General features: G+C 32.8%; 17 protein-coding genes. 3 read left to right on the forward strand and 14 right to left on the reverse strand.

Translation table 11 applies throughout. From position 1 onward, the window contains the following. Positions 1 to 6: 6 nt before the first annotated feature. The 6 genes from EBB51_RS07720 to EBB51_RS07740 all read right to left on the reverse strand — a co-directional run bounded on the left by EBB51_RS07720 (position 7) and on the right by EBB51_RS07740 (position 5,011). Positions 7 to 1,059, reverse strand: a complete 1,053-nt coding sequence (locus tag EBB51_RS07720; protein ID WP_123053932.1) for a nitrogenase component 1 — start codon at positions 1,057 to 1,059, stop codon at positions 7 to 9. After that, on the reverse strand, positions 1,060 to 2,364 hold the full coding sequence (locus tag EBB51_RS07725; protein WP_123053933.1) for a nitrogenase component 1: 1,305 nt from the start codon (positions 2,362 to 2,364) through the stop codon (positions 1,060 to 1,062). Continuing rightward, positions 2,361 to 3,122, reverse strand: a complete 762-nt coding sequence (locus EBB51_RS07730; protein WP_123053934.1) for a nitrogenase iron protein NifH — start codon at positions 3,120 to 3,122, stop codon at positions 2,361 to 2,363. Before EBB51_RS07730 ends, EBB51_RS07725 begins: the two co-directional genes overlap by 4 nt. Before the next feature lie 261 nt (positions 3,123 to 3,383). Beyond that, on the reverse strand, positions 3,384 to 3,971 hold the full coding sequence (locus tag EBB51_RS07735) for a nucleotidyltransferase family protein (RefSeq protein ID WP_123053935.1): 588 nt from the start codon (positions 3,969 to 3,971) through the stop codon (positions 3,384 to 3,386). Positions 3,972 to 4,175: 204 nt separating this feature from the next. Beyond that, a complete protein-coding gene (locus EBB51_RS13670; RefSeq protein ID WP_190285246.1) occupies positions 4,176 to 4,346 on the reverse strand; it encodes a hypothetical protein in 171 nt (56 codons plus the stop codon). Next, on the reverse strand, positions 4,343 to 5,011 hold the full coding sequence (locus tag EBB51_RS07740) for a hypothetical protein (protein ID WP_123053936.1): 669 nt from the start codon (positions 5,009 to 5,011) through the stop codon (positions 4,343 to 4,345). Before EBB51_RS07740 ends, EBB51_RS13670 begins: the two co-directional genes overlap by 4 nt. 141 nt (positions 5,012 to 5,152) lie before the next feature. On the opposite strand from EBB51_RS07740, the gene EBB51_RS07745 reads away from it, so the two are divergent. Genes EBB51_RS07745 through EBB51_RS07755 form a run of 3 tightly spaced genes read left to right on the forward strand, consistent with a single transcriptional unit; the run spans position 5,153 to position 8,787 of the window. Beyond that, a complete protein-coding gene (locus EBB51_RS07745) occupies positions 5,153 to 7,498 on the forward strand; it encodes a xanthine dehydrogenase family protein molybdopterin-binding subunit (protein ID WP_123053937.1) in 2,346 nt (781 codons plus the stop codon). Next, a complete protein-coding gene (locus tag EBB51_RS07750) occupies positions 7,485 to 8,315 on the forward strand; it encodes an FAD binding domain-containing protein (RefSeq protein ID WP_123053938.1) in 831 nt (276 codons plus the stop codon). The genes EBB51_RS07745 and EBB51_RS07750 overlap by 14 nt, the downstream gene beginning before the upstream one ends. Before the next feature lie 4 nt (positions 8,316 to 8,319). Next, positions 8,320 to 8,787, forward strand: a complete 468-nt coding sequence (locus EBB51_RS07755) for a (2Fe-2S)-binding protein (protein WP_123053939.1) — start codon at positions 8,320 to 8,322, stop codon at positions 8,785 to 8,787. A gap of 86 nt (positions 8,788 to 8,873) precedes the next feature. On the opposite strand, the gene larB is transcribed toward EBB51_RS07755, so the two are convergent. The 8 genes from larB to EBB51_RS07795 all read right to left on the reverse strand — a co-directional run bounded on the left by larB (position 8,874) and on the right by EBB51_RS07795 (position 16,851). Beyond that, positions 8,874 to 9,623, reverse strand: coding sequence for a nickel pincer cofactor biosynthesis protein LarB (larB, locus tag EBB51_RS07760; protein WP_123053940.1), 750 nt, complete (start codon positions 9,621 to 9,623; stop codon positions 8,874 to 8,876). A 46-nt stretch (positions 9,624 to 9,669) separates the two neighbouring features. After that, on the reverse strand, positions 9,670 to 10,494 hold the full coding sequence (gene larE, locus EBB51_RS07765; protein ID WP_123053941.1) for an ATP-dependent sacrificial sulfur transferase LarE: 825 nt from the start codon (positions 10,492 to 10,494) through the stop codon (positions 9,670 to 9,672). A gap of 22 nt (positions 10,495 to 10,516) precedes the next feature. After that, positions 10,517 to 11,716: a nickel pincer cofactor biosynthesis protein LarC gene (larC, locus tag EBB51_RS07770; protein WP_123053942.1), complete on the reverse strand. Its 1,200-nt coding sequence runs from the start codon at positions 11,714 to 11,716 to the stop codon at positions 10,517 to 10,519. Positions 11,717 to 11,754: 38 nt separating this feature from the next. Beyond that, positions 11,755 to 12,480 carry an ABC transporter ATP-binding protein gene (locus tag EBB51_RS07775; RefSeq protein ID WP_123053943.1) on the reverse strand — a complete coding sequence of 242 codons (726 nt, stop codon included), beginning with the start codon at positions 12,478 to 12,480 and terminating at the stop codon, positions 11,755 to 11,757. A gap of 17 nt (positions 12,481 to 12,497) precedes the next feature. Continuing rightward, positions 12,498 to 13,298 carry an energy-coupling factor transporter transmembrane component T gene (locus tag EBB51_RS07780; protein WP_123053944.1) on the reverse strand — a complete coding sequence of 267 codons (801 nt, stop codon included), beginning with the start codon at positions 13,296 to 13,298 and terminating at the stop codon, positions 12,498 to 12,500. Beyond that, positions 13,299 to 14,285 (reverse strand): cobalt transporter CbiM, encoded by a 987-nt coding sequence (gene cbiM / locus EBB51_RS07785; RefSeq protein WP_123053945.1) that lies wholly within the window; start codon positions 14,283 to 14,285, stop codon positions 13,299 to 13,301. Positions 14,286 to 14,572: 287 nt separating this feature from the next. Continuing rightward, on the reverse strand, positions 14,573 to 15,541 hold the full coding sequence (locus EBB51_RS07790) for a 2-keto-3-deoxygluconate permease (protein WP_123053946.1): 969 nt from the start codon (positions 15,539 to 15,541) through the stop codon (positions 14,573 to 14,575). A 17-nt stretch (positions 15,542 to 15,558) separates the two neighbouring features. Beyond that, positions 15,559 to 16,851 carry a lactate racemase domain-containing protein gene (locus EBB51_RS07795; protein ID WP_123053947.1) on the reverse strand — a complete coding sequence of 431 codons (1,293 nt, stop codon included), beginning with the start codon at positions 16,849 to 16,851 and terminating at the stop codon, positions 15,559 to 15,561. Positions 16,852 to 16,995 lie beyond the last annotated feature (144 nt).

The following is a 16,995-nucleotide window of genomic DNA, read 5'->3' on the forward strand; positions in this document are numbered from 1 at the left end:
CTCATATCACATCTTTCCTGAAACTGCAAAATGCGGTGCGCTAACATACCTTCCCTTGAAGTTAGGTACTGCACGTTTCAATATATTATCTCCTACAATCACATCGTAATTTCCTTGTTCTATAAGTTCCACAAACTGATCCTCTTCTGTAAGAGAAATATCCTGATCTTCTCTAAGCTCGTCCTTTAGCATAAACCAAGAAGCAACTGTTACGTCTGAATTGACATTTCTATATATTTCATCTCTTATAGAATTTGCTATAACCTGCTGATGTATTACTAAAACCTTTTTACCTTCAAAACTTTTAAAATGTTCTTTCGTTTCATCCTGTAATATATCTGAGACAAGCGGATAATGAACTTCATAAGGTGTACCAAATCTTTCTCTTAAATACTGTGCAGCCTTTAATCCAGCAGGCGATACTACCAAATTTTTAAAAACACTTCCAGCTGATTCTACTTTTGATAAATCTACTCCCATACCGCAGCAGTAAACATTTTTAAAGCCCTCTTTCTTTAATGCAGCTTCTATTTTGTCTGCTGCCTTTAAATCACCTATATCAAGTGGAATTGTTCCAATCACACCGATGCTTTCTTTATCTACTGTGAAACCATCCTTTGCAAAGGTCTTAAACACTTTAAGATAAGCTTCTTGAGCTCCTGCGTCATATAAATTCATACCAGTAGTTTCTATGGTAAGGACAGGTATGTGGAGTTTCTTTTCTGCCATTTTCTTTATTGCATTGTAATCAGTAGCAATAACTGATGGTACCGGAGTTCCGATAACTGCTGCAAATTTTGCTCCCACTTTTTTAGCGGCATCCGCAAGCTTTGACACAAGCCTGTCATCACGCCCCAGTATAGCATCCATATCACGAAGACCTGCACTAAAAATTTTACTTTTTTCTACAGCCCATCTAGGCTCATCAAATCCACATATATTACCAGCACATCCTCCTGCATCACAGATAACTATAATTCCGCCTAACTTGTAAAGAACAGCTGCCGCACCAGACTGATCTGGTGCAAAAGGTGGTATATACTTCCTTAACCCTTTCATTTATGCCTCCTTACCAAAACAATCTAATGAATGTTTCAATTCCTCAAATAATTTTTTTATACCAGCATACCCAAATGGCTGAATATCCTGATTCCAAGGTACATTTGCACAGTTAGGATGATAGTACTCTGCGTCCTTGCCAATAGTTATATCAATATTTTCTTCACTGCAGTCATAATAAATCATGGTAGGTTCAAGATTGGAATAAATCTTGGTCCCAGGGCTCAATTTGGCAATTTTTCTTATATAAACAAAGTTTTCGTACGCAGGATTGCTATATATTTCAGCTACCTTGAATCCATATCTTAAAAGTGCCAAAGACAACTCAAAAGAATTAGCATTCAGGGTCTCCCCTATCGCAAAAGTTACATCATGATAAACAGCTTTAAATTCATCTACTGCCTTTTTCGCTTCGTCATAATACTTTTGATCATCAAATTTTGTACCAAGAGCATTTACGAAAATCCGATATTGATTTTGAACTTTATCTATCTGATACAGTCTTATAAGCTCTGCTGACGGAATATTCATCCGTTTCATAATATCCTGTGCTGCAAATCTTGCTTCTGGATTTAATACGAGATTAAAATTTGCCTCCGCCATATGCATATATTCATCAAAGTCTCTTAAGCGGGAGATTTCATTTATTTTCCTTATGCCAATGCTGTGCAGTAAATCATATAGTTCTGAGTTTTCTATAAGCGGAGCAAAATACCCTAGTATATTAACTGTATCCCGCCTTTTTTCCATTGGTTCAAGAAGCGAATAAATAGACTGTCTTACATGTACCATAGGGGGCTTACGGCTTTCTCTTGTCAATGCATACATATAACATGGAAGCACAGGAATATTCACCTTATCCATAGCTTTTCTACAAACACGCTCCATATCTGTTCCGAGCAGTGCATCAACACATGTAATACAAATCATAACTACTGACGGCATACTTGGTGTACACTCACAAATTTCTTCCACCGCCTTTGGAATCTTCTTCAAATGGCCTCCAGTAACTATATCTGTTTCATCCATCATCAAATAGAAAATTCTGCCGCCGTATTCACTGAGGTCACTTAATGCTGCCGTATTTCTGCCGCAGCATCCTGGAGCTACTAAAAGCATAACTGACCCTGGTATTGACAAGGCTGCACGCTTAACTCCAAACCCTTTAGCACCAGGTGAATTAAAAGAAAGTGCTGCCGGTGAACTATAAATCAAATGCGTATTCGGAATAAGTTCTGCAGGAATATTATCTTTACCTGCCCCGGCCAAATTTTCTGCTGTAATATAATATGGCTCTTTTTTCATTTCATCTCCTCATCTCTAATCAATAATTTGGCTAAATTAAAAAAGCTCTTACTTATTAGAAGGTTAGGATCCCCTTCAATAACCGTTTTACCCATTTCCTCAAAGCGGTTGATATCCTGATTTCTTGGAATATCACCTACAATTGGAAGATCAGCCCTTCTTGCAAAGTCTTTTATTTTTTCCTCTTCATTTTCAATATTTCTATGATTGAATACTATACCAAGCACTTTTGCATAACTTCTATCTTCAAAATTTTTAACTGCATTATTTATATTGTTAGCTGCATAAAGGGACATTTTTTCACCCGAAGTAACAATGAGTACTTTTTCAGCATATCCTTCACGAATAGGTGCTGCAAATCCACCGCAAACTACATCACCTAAAACATCATAAAGTACAACATCAGGTTTGTATGTTTCAAAAATATTTAAATCCTTTAATAAATTAAATGTAGTAATAATTCCTCTGCCAGCACAGCCCAGACCAGGTGTAGGTCCCCCGGCCTCTATACATAAAACGCCCCCAAAACCTACTTTTGAAATATCCTCAATTTTTTCTGGCTCCATATCAAATTCTCTCATATAATTCATTACAGGCATTAATTGTTGTCCTCCAAGCAAATTGATGCTGGAATCTGCTTTAGGATCACATCCTATCTGAATAACTTTTTTCCCGAGCTTGGCAAAAGCTGCTGACAAATTACTAGTAATTGTAGACTTTCCAATGCCGCCTTTCCCATATATGGCTATTTTCAGCACTTCTAAAACCCCCTATAAAATTTCATTTACAATTGCCGCATATTACATCTAGTACTTTTCCTTTTCCTATGTAAAAAAACTCCTCCCAAATTTGGAAAGAGCTTAAATGCAGTCATAATATATAAACAATGCACTAATGCAAAAATATTACTTTTTTACTGCCCGCTCTTTATCTCAGGACACCTTCGCTTCAGAGTGACAAGACTATTAATTTTACACATTTAGTTTATCATTCAAGATTGCTATTGTCAAGAATTTACACTAACTTGGCAAGGTATCTTTCTCTTTACTCTGTGCTCTAATTTTCTCATAGTCTTCGGGAGTATCAACATCCATTAATACTCCTCTATCTTCTACTAAAACAGCTGCAAACTCATGTGAACTTACAAAATCTCTCATTGATTCATAATTAGTATTCTCCAATACATCATCTAGTAAATTGCTATTCACAAGTATAGGATGACCTTTTTCGCCGTCATATACAGGTATAACAATATCTGCCTTACATTTAAGCATTTTTTCATAGGTTTCTTTTCTCACTAGTGGACAGTCTCCTGGAGTCAGAAAAAAACGCTCACCTCTAACTTTTCTCAGCCCAGTCTTTACTGAACTAAACATACCATCCATATAATTTTCATTTAAAACAATTGTTACTTTACTATATGATTTTAAAAGTTCAGCAATTATATTATAATTGCAGCCAGCAACTACTATGATATTAGAACAATAATCATACATGGATTCTATACAATTTTCTAAGATAGTCTTTTTTCCTAACTTTAAACTCATTTTATATTTTCCCATTCTACTCGATAATCCAGCTGCCAATACAACTCCATAAGTACTCACTTTAACACCCCTAATCTAAAGTAAAAAGTACAGGATAGAGATTATAGTGAAATCCTACAAATCTAAAACCTATGCTCTTCATTTCAATAGTGTATATTTTCTCCAATAAACACAAAAATATAATTTATACATATTTGACGTATTAGGGATGGTGATTTAACCTAGTTTATAACTATCATCTTAAGGCAGCTTTCCTTTTAAAGATCATACCATACTTTCACCATTTGACATTCTTACAATTTCTTGTTCTATATAGCAATTTCCATTATATATCTTTCTATTAAAAAAGCCGTCCCCTTTGCCTAAGCTTTTATAAATATTAACAAGTTTCGTTGATTTTCCTGAATTAACACTGCCAGTAATTATATTAATCATATAAATCTATGCAGTATTATTGCAAATGAAAACATTGCAATGGACAAGGTAACTTTTGCAACTATACCGCCCTTTCTTTTTTCAACCTGTTTCCTTGAAAACTTTTCTCTAGCTATTATATATGCTTCAATAATAATCGTATTTGCAGCACTTTCAAGCAGCATAAATTTTAAAAACGGGCTCAGTGCCCTAAGCTGCGATGTAAGTATAACTGATTTTGGCATAAACACAAAAATATACGTTAAAAAAATTGCTCTCCATGCCACATTCACTCCAGCTATATCTAAAATACCTATCTTCTTATTCTTTTTTTCTATTATTTTATACAAAAGCACTAATGAGGCAGCCTCAAAGATTATAGAAGCAGCTGGATTAACTACCTTAATAACATTCGGCTCAATAAACAAGTCAGTGAGTTTTATCGCTGCTGCAATAAATCCACCATAGAGTACGCACCAAGCTTCTCCTGTTTTTCTATAAATCTTATCTAAAAAATAAAAAGCAAGTGGAAACCATATACACCACCCAACACTTAAATCCATTCGATGCAGCAAGTATCCAAGTGTAGCTTCAACTATTCCCCAAAGTGAACCAAAAAATACAACAACACAAAAGTTTATCCAAATCTTCTCTGAGTGACGAAATTTTATTAACAAATTAGTCATATAAGCCCTCCAAAATTAAACATTCCTTATATTTTATTTTTCTTATTTAATTTTTATGATATTTAAAGTAAAAATTGCATACTTTTTATTTGCCTGGGAAATATATACTTTGTAATATCTTTTCATAGGGAGGAAACGCACTTGAGTAATACAGTAGGAATCGGGGTAAGTATACCAAGAAAAGAGGCTTTTGATAAAGTTACAGGAGCGGCAAAATATACAGATGACATAATCATTCCTGGTACTTTACATGCAAAAATGCTCACAAGCCGCTTTGCACATGCAAAAATTAAATCAATAGATGTATCTAAAGCTCAAAAATCACCAGGTGTTCAGGCAGTAATAACAGGAGATTATTTTCCTGTGCTCTCTGGATCAGTAATAGAGGATAGACCTGCCATAGCAAAAGATAAAGTGCGTTACTATGGTGAACCTGTTGCAGTGGTTGTTGCAAATAGTGAGCAGGAAGCAATGAAAGCTTTAAAACTAATAAATGTAGAATACGAGCCTTTACCTGTTGTTAATTCGATAAGCGAAGCTTTGAAGTCAGGTGCCGCTCTTATACATGAAAATATAGGTCAGTATAAACATGCAGTAGAGGATGTGTATCCTGAGCTAAATACTAACATTTCAGACCGAATTCAAATAAGAAAAGGTGATGCAGTAAAGGGATGGTCAGAAAGTGAAGTTACAGTAACTGGAAACTTCTCGCTTCCACAGTCAGATCATATTGCAATGGAAACTCGAAATGTTAGAGCACAGATTATGCCTGATGGGAAAGTAATAATTTATACTTCTTCACAAGCTCCATTTTCTGTTAAAAAGCGTTTAAGTAAAATTTATAATATACCGGAAGGAAATATAGTCGTTAAAGTACCATTTGTAGGTGGAGGATTTGGTGGTAAGGCAGCTGTTCAACTAGAAATTGTTGCATACCTTGCTTCAAAGGCTGTTAATGGCAGACCTGTTAGAATAGCCAACTCAAGAGAAGAAGATATTAAAACTTCACCATGTAGAATTGGAGTTGAGGCAAATTTAAAAATAGGTGCAACAAAAGATGGAATTATTAAGGTTCTTGAAGCCAAATATATGGTTGACAATGGGGCTTATGCAGATACTGGTCCGCGTATGGCTAAGGCTATAGCGGTAGATTGCTCGGGACCATATAATATTGAAAATATATGGTGTGACTCAATAAGTGTTTATACTAATCATACTTATGTTACTTCCTATCGCGGATTTGGTCATACAGAGTATACCTTCTGCATGGAGAGAATGATGGATAAGTTGGCAGCAAAGCTTGGCATTAATCCCTTAGAATTAAGGATTAAAAATGCCATAAGACCTAGTCAGTACACACCTACACAAGTAAAAACAACCAAAAGCAATATAGGAAATTTGCCTGCTTGCCTGCAAAAATTAAAAGAACTGGCAAAGTGGGATGAAGGTCAAGTAGTAAAAACAAAAGACGGTATGATAAAAGCAAAGGGAATGGGCTGCTTTTGGAAGACCTCAGATTCACCAACCAATGCTGTTTCTGGGACATTTCTCACTTTTAATACAGATGGAAGCATAAATCTAAATAACGGTGCAGTTGAAATTGGACCTAGTACAAAAACTACTTTAGCACAGATACTTGCTGAAAGATTAAAAATGGATGTATCGAGAATTCATGTATTCATGGGAGTAGATACACAAGTTTCACCAGAGCACTGGAAAACCGTTGCAAGCATGTCAACGTTTATGGCAGGAAGAGCTACCCTTAGAGCTGCTGATGATCTTATAAGGCAGCTGAAAAGCTTAGCTGCTACTGTTATGAACTCTCCACCGGAAGATTTAGATGTTGCAGAAGAAAAAGTGTATTTGAAGCAGGACCCAGAAATATATGTTTCATTCAAGGATTTAGCACGAGGATATAAACAGCCAAATGGTCTTGCAGTTGACGGTCAAATAATTGGGCGCGGAACCTTTATAATGAGTCATATTACTGACATAGACGAGAAAACGGGAAAAGGTAAACCTGGACCTGGATGGACTGTAGGTGCTCAAACAGTTGAAATTGAATATAATCCTTTAAACTATTCATATAGATTTTTGAAAGCAATTACTGTTTTAGACGCAGGTAAGGTAATCAATCCTAAAACCTCTAGAGGACTCATAATGGGAGGAATAAATATGGGCTTTGGAATAGCTACTAGGGAAGCTTTAGAATATGATAAGGATGCTAGACTGCAAACTACTACACTTAGAAATTATAAACCTATGAGGTTTGGTGAAAATCCAGAATATATAGTTGATTTTATTGAAACGCCTCAGATTGATGCACCTTTTGGAGCACGTGGATTTGCTGAACACGGCATAATAGCAATTCCAGCTGCATTTGCAAATGCTATGTCGCATGCAGCTGATTATGAATTTGATAAACTACCTATTACGCCTGAAGTAATTTGGAAAGCTAAGACTGGAGGAAAATATGATACCCTTTGATTTTGAATATTATAAACCTGAAACCGTTGAGGAAGCTGTTCAACTATATATTGAATTAAATGGTAAAGGAAAGAAACCTTTATATTATGGCGGCGGAACTGAGATTATAAGTATGGCAAGAGCTTATAACGTATATACAGAAGCAGTAATTGACATAAAAGGAATATCTGAATGTAATGTTCAAGAATTAAGAGATAACAAACTTATTATTGGTTCTGCTGTGACACTTACACAAATTGCTGAATCTAATTTATTTCCTCTACTTGGTTTAACAGTACAAAGAATTGCAGACCATACAGTACAAGATAAAATCACACTTGGAGGAAATATATCAGGAACAATTATATATAGGGAAGCTGTGCTGCCTCTTTTAATATCTAATAGTGAAGTTACTATAGCAGCTCCAAATGGAACAAAACAAGTTTTATTAAAGGATGCATTTGATAAAAGAATAAAACTAAATAGTGGAGAATTTATAGTAAATGTAATAGTAGATAGCCATTTTCTCTCACTGCCATATATGCATGTAAAAAGAACTAAAAGTGATAAGATAGACTATCCCTTAATTACTCTTACTGCACTTAAAGATAATAATAGAATAAACATAGCTTTTAGCGGAGTTTGTAATTATCCATTTAGATCTTCTTTAATTGAAGATTATTTAAACGATAATAGTCTGCAAAATAATATGCGTATTAACAATGTAATAGATACTATACCCGATTCAATATTAAGTGACTTAGCTGGATCAGCTAACTTTAGAAAATTTATGCTGCAAAAAATGCTTACAGAAGTTTTAGAGAAGCTGGAGGGATGATTAAATGCTGAAGATATCTGGTAAATCAATAATAACCTTAAATGTTAATGGAGAAGATAAAGAAGTTGCTGCAAAACCTTCAGATATTCTATTGAATACTCTTCGCATTGAATTAGGACTCACAGGAGCTAAACCAGGTTGTGAAAATGGGGACTGCGGTTCATGTACAGTTCTTGTGGATGACTGGCCTATAAAATCCTGCTTAATGCTGACAGTTGAAGCAATAGGCAAGAAAATAGTCACTGTTGAAGGTTTAAAAGATGCACCAATACAAAAAGCATTTGTAGAAAACTGGGGTTTTCAATGCGGATATTGTACATCTGGATTTTTAATGGTTTGTCATGCTTTGGCTAATATACACCCTGATGCAAATGACCATGTAATAGAGCAGTGGCTTCAATCTAATATTTGTCGATGTACCGGTTATGAAGAAATAGGAAATGCAATTAAGTCCATTTTAAAAAATAGCTAATTTTTTAAATTAGTCTCATTTTGCAAATAAGTCAAAATAAAAAGAACCTCATATAAGTTAAGGTCCTTTGCAATTACTTCTAATTTTTATAACTTATTTATCATACTAGCATTATAGGCTGCTCCAAATCCGTTGTCTATATTTACTACACTTACACCATTGGCGCAGCTATTTAACATGGACAGCAGTGCCGTAATTCCTCCAAGATTTGCTCCATAGCCAACACTTGTAGGAACTGCTATGACAGGTTTATCAACAAGTCCGCCTATAACACTAGCTAAAGCCCCTTCCATTCCTGCAATTACTATAACAACTTTTGCTCCTCTAATAATATCTAACCTTGAAAAAAGTCTGTGTATACCAGCAACACCGACATCAACTATTTTGATAGCTTTGTTTCCAAATATTTTAGCAGTTTCAAATGCTTCTTCCACAACAGGTAAGTCAGATGTACCAGCTGAAACAATGGCTATATAACTTTCTGTAAGAGGTTGTCCTTTTTTTCTATTGATTGTTATTGTTCGTGCAAGCTTATTATATTCTGCCTCGATACATATTTCTTTTACTGCATTATACATTTCTTCATTAGCTCTAGTTCCTAATATATTAGTATCTTTCGTAAGCATGAATTTAACAATGTCTCTAACTTGATCTACTGTCTTTCCTTCACAATATATTACTTCCGGATAACCAACTCTAATTTCTCTATGATTATCTATTTTAGCAAAGCCTAAATCTTTAAAAGGTAAATCTTCTAATTTTTTAAGAGCTTCTTCTATGTTTATTTTATTATCCTTAACACCTTCTAATAAAACTTTAATTTCCTCTTTATCCACTAGCTTTACCTCCTAGAATTCTTATACTACTTATTATCCATTCTTTTTATTTATTTTGTTCATCCAAGTTTTTCATTATAGTTTCATTAAAGCTTCCTACTCTATATCCTTGTAAGTCTAATGTTACATATTTAAATCCACATTCTTTTATATTTTTATCAATAGTGTCTAAAAGCTCTTCATCAAATAATTTACTTCTATCACCTTTACTTACTTCAATCCTAGCTAAATCTCCATGACATCTAACTCTAATTGCTCTAAAGCCTATGCTCATCATGTATTTTTCTGCATTTTCGATTTTTTCAAAATCCCCTACTTTTAATTCAGTTCCATATGGTATTCTTGTCAAAAGGCAAGCGTATGCTGGCTTGTTCCAAGTACTAAGTCCTAATTCTTTAGAAAAAGCTCTTATTTCTGCTTTAGTTAATTTGCACTCTAAAAGCGGACTCTTTACTTCTAATTCCTTTAATGCTTTAAGACCTGGTCTGTAGTCACTTATATCATCATAGTTAGTTCCATCAATCACATAGTTATACCCTTGTTCCTTAGCAATAGATAATATCATGCTAAACACTGCAGTCTTACAAAGATAACATCTGTTTTCTGGATTAAACTTAATTGAATCAATAATTGGAGCTTCTATAATTTCATGCTTAACTCCCAATTCTTTAACTAGTTCTCCTGCTTCTGCTATTTCCCATTTTGGAATATATGGTGATAAAATTGTAACTGCTTTTACATTGTCTCCAATGGCTTCTTTTGCTGCTTTAAGTAAAAAAGTACTATCTACCCCACCTGAAAATGCTAGAACAACTTTTCCTAACCTTTTAAGATATTTTATTAACTCATTATACTTTTCATTATTTATCATGTATGTTTTTACCTCACAAACATTAATTTAAATCTTGTTTATATACTGCTTTATATACCTTATCTATAGATATATTTTGTTCTTTTGCTATAGCCTTACATTCTTCATACTCTGGTTTATATTTTAATAATTTCCCTTTATAATAAGATTTTTTTACTGTAATATCTCCATACTCTGTTTTTACTTTTGAAAAATCTCTATTTAACATTATTTTTTGAACTTTATATTTTCTGACACCTATTGAAGTAGTTTCTTCAAAAAAAACATTTAAAACATTCTTTTCAGCTTTTTCATTAATTAGCACACTTAACTTTATCCCTGGTCTTCCCTTTTTCATAAATATAGGTGTTTTAAATACATCTAATGCTCCTGCTTCAAAAAGTTTTTCTTCTACATATCCATACAATTCTGGATTCATATCATCTATATTAGCTTCAAGTATATACTGCTCTTCTACTTTTTCAGCGCCTTCCTTTTCACCTAAATATACTCTTAAAACATTTGGAATTTCTAAATCTCTATGACCTATTCCATAACCTACCTTTTTAATAGAAAAATCAATTTTTTGAGTAAATTCATTAACATTTGCTGCGAGTATTGCAGCACCAGTAGGAGTAGTTGTTTCAAACTGCACTATTCCAGTATTAATTGGAATATTCTTTAGTATTTCTGATGTTGCAGGAGCTGGAACCGGCATAAGACCATGAGCACATTTAACAAATCCACCTCCAACTTGAACTGGAGATGCAATAATCTTGTCAACATCTAAATAATCTAAACAAATTGCTGCTCCCACCAAATCTACAATTGAATCAGCCGCTCCTACCTCATGAAAATGTACTTCATATAAACTTTTTCCATGAACTTTTGCTTCTGCTTCTGCAACCTTCATAAACATATCTAAGCTAAGTTTTTTGACTTTATCACTTAAGTCACTTGAATTTATTATTTCCTCTATATCCTTCAAGTTTCTATGATGATGCTCGTGATTATGAACATGCCCTTCATGGCTATGATTATGTTCCTTTAAATTAACATTTACTCTAGTCCCTGTTATTCCAAGTTTTGTGGAATTATCAATTATTAGCTTATATTCAGAATTTAAGTTAAGCTTTGAAAGTTCCTGCACTAAATATTCTTTAGGAACTCCTAAATCTATTAGTGCCGCCAAATTCATATCGCCGCTTATTCCGCAGAAACAATCATAATATAAAATCTGCATGTTTATCACTCCTTTTAATCATTTGAATTTAAGTTACATTATATAATGTTGCATTTTCTTAAAAAATCTTTATCACTCATAATATTTTCATATTTATCATCTCTTATTATTTTATGATCCTCTGAAAAGACAATAGCTCTATGAAAAATACCTTCTATATATTCAAAATCATGAGTTGCACAAATTATAGTTTTGCCGCTTTTATTTAGATCTATTAATAATCCATTTAAAAATCTTTTTCCCTTTGGATCTATGCCATTCATGGGTTCATCTAAAGTTATTACTTCTGGATTCATAGCTAAAACACTAGCAATTGCAACTCTCTTCTTTTCTCCTCCACTTAAATTATACGGATGTTCATCTTTTAACTTATCTATATTAAGAAGATTAAGTGAGTCTTTTACTCTTTTATTTACTTCTTCCTTTGGCAGTTCCATTTGCATAAGTCCAAATGCCAGTTCTTCAAAGACAGTAGAACAAAACAGCTGGGCATCAGAATTCTGAAATACAAATCCTAATCTTTTATGAAATAATTTTAAGAACTTAGTATCCTTTAATGTATGTTCATTTATTTCAGTATTATCAAATATATACTTGCCTTTACTTGGAAAAATGATGGCATTTAATATTTTTAAAAAGGTTGACTTTCCACTTCCGTTTGGACCTATAATGGCTATAGATTCCCCAGCTTTTATATGAACATTTACATTATCAAGAGCTGTTTTATTCTTGTATGTAAATGAAATATTCTCAAATTTTATCATCAATAACTCTCCTTAATTTATTTAGTAATTATAAAGTATATAAATAAACTAATCAAAAATATATTTATTACTAAATAAACATAGTCTGCTCTTTTAAATTTTAAATTGACTTTTGTAGAATATTCTCCTACAAAGCCTCTGCATTCCATAGCATGAAACATCTCTTCACTCATTTTATAAGACTTTATGAATAAATTTCCCATAATTCCTGTGAGAGAATTATATTTATTAGAAGTTATACCAATTGATCTAAGTTTTAATGCATACAACAAATTAATAGAATGTTCACCTAGAAGGACAATATATTTTATGGTTATATCCATAATCCATAAAAATATATCTGGTATAAATAATAGCTTTAATGATTTACTAATTTCACTCCATTTAGTATTATGAGCTAATAAATTCATAAGTAATATAGTTATAATTAGCTTTTGAAAAAGCAATAAACTATTATATATATTTCCATAAAACATAGATGGAATTAATGCTATTAAAGTTATTAATGGAAACATAAGACTTCTAAGTAATATCCTTTTTCTAAATTTCTCTTCCATAAGGAAAAGATTAATTAATACATATATGTCTATTATGAATAGGTAAATAAAACTTCTTGAAATAGACACGCAAAGTATCATTATTATAACACTTACAACCTTTAAGGTTGGATTTATTGAATAAATTAACTTATCTTGATTTTTATTTTGTCTGATTATAGAAATTATCTTAATTAAAGAAAAAATACTTTTTTCAACATATAAATTTTTTTCTTCCTTTGGAATGTAATTATCTTTTACTGAAAGCCATTCTGGAATCATTTAATCTCCTTTTACATTTTTCTTCAAATTTATTTTTCCCAAGGTCTTAAAAATGATTAAAATTACTATTACTCCAACTAATGCCGATAAAATATATCCAAAATATTTATTTAAAAATTTAAAGCTATAATCTTGAAATAGAGAGCTGTATTGAAATCCTTTTTCCATTCCTTTAGGTACAAATCCTAAAAGATTTTTGATTTCTTCCGATCCCCACTCTCCCCAAGCACCTCCATTTGCTAAAAGTCCTAAAGGAGCAGCTAAAATAAGAATTCCTATTACAATATATAAATATTTTGCCTTACTACTCTCCACTTTTCCTTTATATATTATATCAGGTAATGCTTTTTTTATATAGCTGTAAGCCCCCACAGTTATTATTCCTTCTAAAACTCCAACTACTAACAAGTGCGGTACCATCATAGCTGGAATAGATACAGCTAGACCATATGGACTGTATAGTGGTAATCCTGTAGAATCTTTAAAAAGTAACGGCTGAATGCCAAACTCAACTGCTGCAAATAATGCCGCCATATTGACAGAAATATATGCACCTAAAAAAGCTGCAATATATTCTCCTCTTTGATTTCTAAATAATTTTTTTATGAGTTTGAATAAATAAAATGCTGTAAATGGCATTATAAAAGCCATATTAAAACAGTTTACACCTATCGCTAAAATTCCTCCATCTCCAAAAAACAATGCTTGAATTACAAGGGCTATAGTAACTGCAAAAACAGCAGAATAAGGTCCAAGCAAAATAGCAGCAAGAGCTCCTCCAATAGCGTGTCCTGTAGTTCCTCCTGGAAGAGGTACATTAAACATCATAATTAAAAATGAAAAAGCTGCTGCCACTCCAAGAAGGGGCATTTTCTGTCTTGTCATTTCATCTTTTACCTTTAAACTCGCTCTTCTCCATATAGGTAACATAATTACTCCAAAAGCAGCACAAGTTGAAGGACTTAAATAATTATCAGGTATATGCATAAAGTTTTCCCTCCCTTAGATATCTAAATAATTAAATACTTATAATGCCTTAAATATGGAATTATTAAATTAAAACAAAATATGGAAATTGCATAAAATTAAATTTTAATTATGCAATTTCCTTATTTAATAAAAATTTGTACATCAAAGATAATTCTATTGTAAACAGGTTATTAAGTAATTATGTTTTTCCCCTCAGTTATGTTGTTATCCATAACTTAATTATAACAGGAGATTGCATAAATTTCTTTATTTATATAATATAAATTATGATTTTAAATTTTAATTTATGCACTTTCTACTTTGCCAGCATTTGGTGCTGTTTTTCCATTACCCCACTTTTTAACTGCAGCAGATGTTATTATCGGACATAAAATTGCAGTAATTACCGCTGAGGCAGCAAGGGCCGTAGTTGCAGCTCCAACTTGACTCGATAAACTTGGTATTGCCTGAGCTACAATTGCAGGAACTGCTACAGCACTACTAGCAGATGAGCAGTTTGCAGCAGCTGCATATCCTGGACGGCGAAGTATAAATTTGTCGGCAGGAACTAAGAATATGAATGACAATACAATAACTAATATTCCTAGTAAAAGACCTACAGGTCCGCCTTTAATTATGTTTACAATATTCAATGCGCTTCCAACAGAGAATCCTATAAATGGAAGTGTAAACATGATTCCAGGTTTTAAAAAGTTTCTTATATCTTCATCAAGATTTCCTAGTATAAAGCCTACAATCATTGTTGCAACTGATGCAAGTATAGCAATTGGCTTAAATCCGCCGCCTGCAGCTCCTAATCCAAGCAGTGTGAAAAGAGGACCAGCAGTAAGACCTAATAATGATTGAGCACCCATATCGTACTCATCTCCAATTTCAGGCATAAGCCCAAGATATATACCGCAGTTATCACTTGTAACAGCTGCTAAAAGCATCAAAGGTGTAATACCTAAAAGACCATCATTTCCAAACATTTTTACTACAATCATGGCTGGAATAAAACCTGCAAGAAATTTTGCAGTTGTAAGTACTGCTCCACGTTTTAATGATTCTGCAACACCTTTAGGGTTTATCTGTGCACCTACACATAGTAAGTTACAACCTATGAATGCTAAAGCACCAGTGGAAAAAGTTGCTGTAGCAATTCCACCAATTTTTAATATTTGAGGAAAACATGTATTTATTATTGCTGCGAGAAATAGCGGCACAATCATTAATCCACCTGGGACTTTTTGAACAGTTTTTAAAATTTTCATTTGCACTCCTCCTTATATTAGATCATAAATCCATCTTTATCAAATTTAATATCTTTTGGTTCACTTAAAATTTCAACATCTTCTCTATCCTTCAATTCATCATAATAGCTTTCTGAAACTTCTATTACATCCATTGTTGATGAATTCTTTATATGTGCTACTTTTACCTTATCAAAATCTATACCATTACAAGTTCTAATAGCAAGTAAAAGTGCATTTCTGTCATTATTTGCATACATTGGAATACGTCCGCCATTTAACATTGTAGCAGTTGATACATTAATCCAAGTAGATTCATAATCAACATCACATACACATCTTCTAGTAGTAATATCTGCATGATTTAATCCGCATGCATTATGGTGTGTTTCCTTTGTAAGACCTCTTATAAAAAGCTTTTTTAAATCAAGAATATCTTCAAATCCATGAGAGTTACTTCTTCCAACAACATTAGGATCAAATCCATTTCCACTGATATTCTTACCAATTTCATCAATTATAAGTACATCTATAGATGGCATTTTGAATTTTGCAATTTTCTTCTTTGCTATTTCAAGTAGTGCTGCATCTCTTTCAAGGATATGATCTTTTTCCATAACTTCTAAATTACCTATTTCATCATAGGCATTCTGAACAATTCCTACACCAAAAGCAACAGGAGCATTCTTTAAAAATACATCACAAACTTGAGGGATTCTTTCTGGGAATGAAGCAAATCCTTTCATATGAAACATAGAAGCTCCTTTATGTTTTGCCAAACCAATAGCCATCATCTTAGCCATACCGCTTTCATGTTTTCCCCTAAAATCTGTATGTGGTTTTACTTTATTAAGTACAACAATACCATCCGACTCATATGCATTTTTATCACAGTAAACTGGAGTCTTATCAGGTAATTCTCCTATCTTTACAACTTCCATAGAAGATAGTATAGGAACACCCATTGATTCTTCTGTAATATTATATGATGCTATGAAATCTTTTTGGCCTTCTGCAGTTCCACCAGCATGGCTTCCCATTGCAGGAATAATAAAAGGATTGGCTCCCCATTCTTTTAATTTTTTAACGATGGTTCCTATAATTATATCTAAATCAGGAATACCTCTACTTCCGGCAGTAATACAAATCCTTTTTCCTTTAAAAGCATCTTTATGAGAAAGGTTATTTTCCATTTCTTTCTCTACCCATCCTTTTAAATCTTCAATTTTGAATGGATCATAAATCTGCTTTATCTTCATCATTTTAGGTATCTTTATATTTTCCATTCCTTCAACTTTGACATTCATTTCAGGAAAATCAATAAATTTCATACTAAACTCAACCTCCAATTTTATATTTTTCATACCAGTATATATCATAAAAACTTTATTTATATGATAATATACTGGCATGAAATTTCACACAAATTAAAATTGATATTGATAAATCGCTGCAAAAGCGATTAAATCTTTACG

This window comes from Clostridium sp. JN-1, assembly GCF_003718715.1.
GTDB lineage: Bacteria > Bacillota > Clostridia > Clostridiales > Clostridiaceae > Clostridium_AV.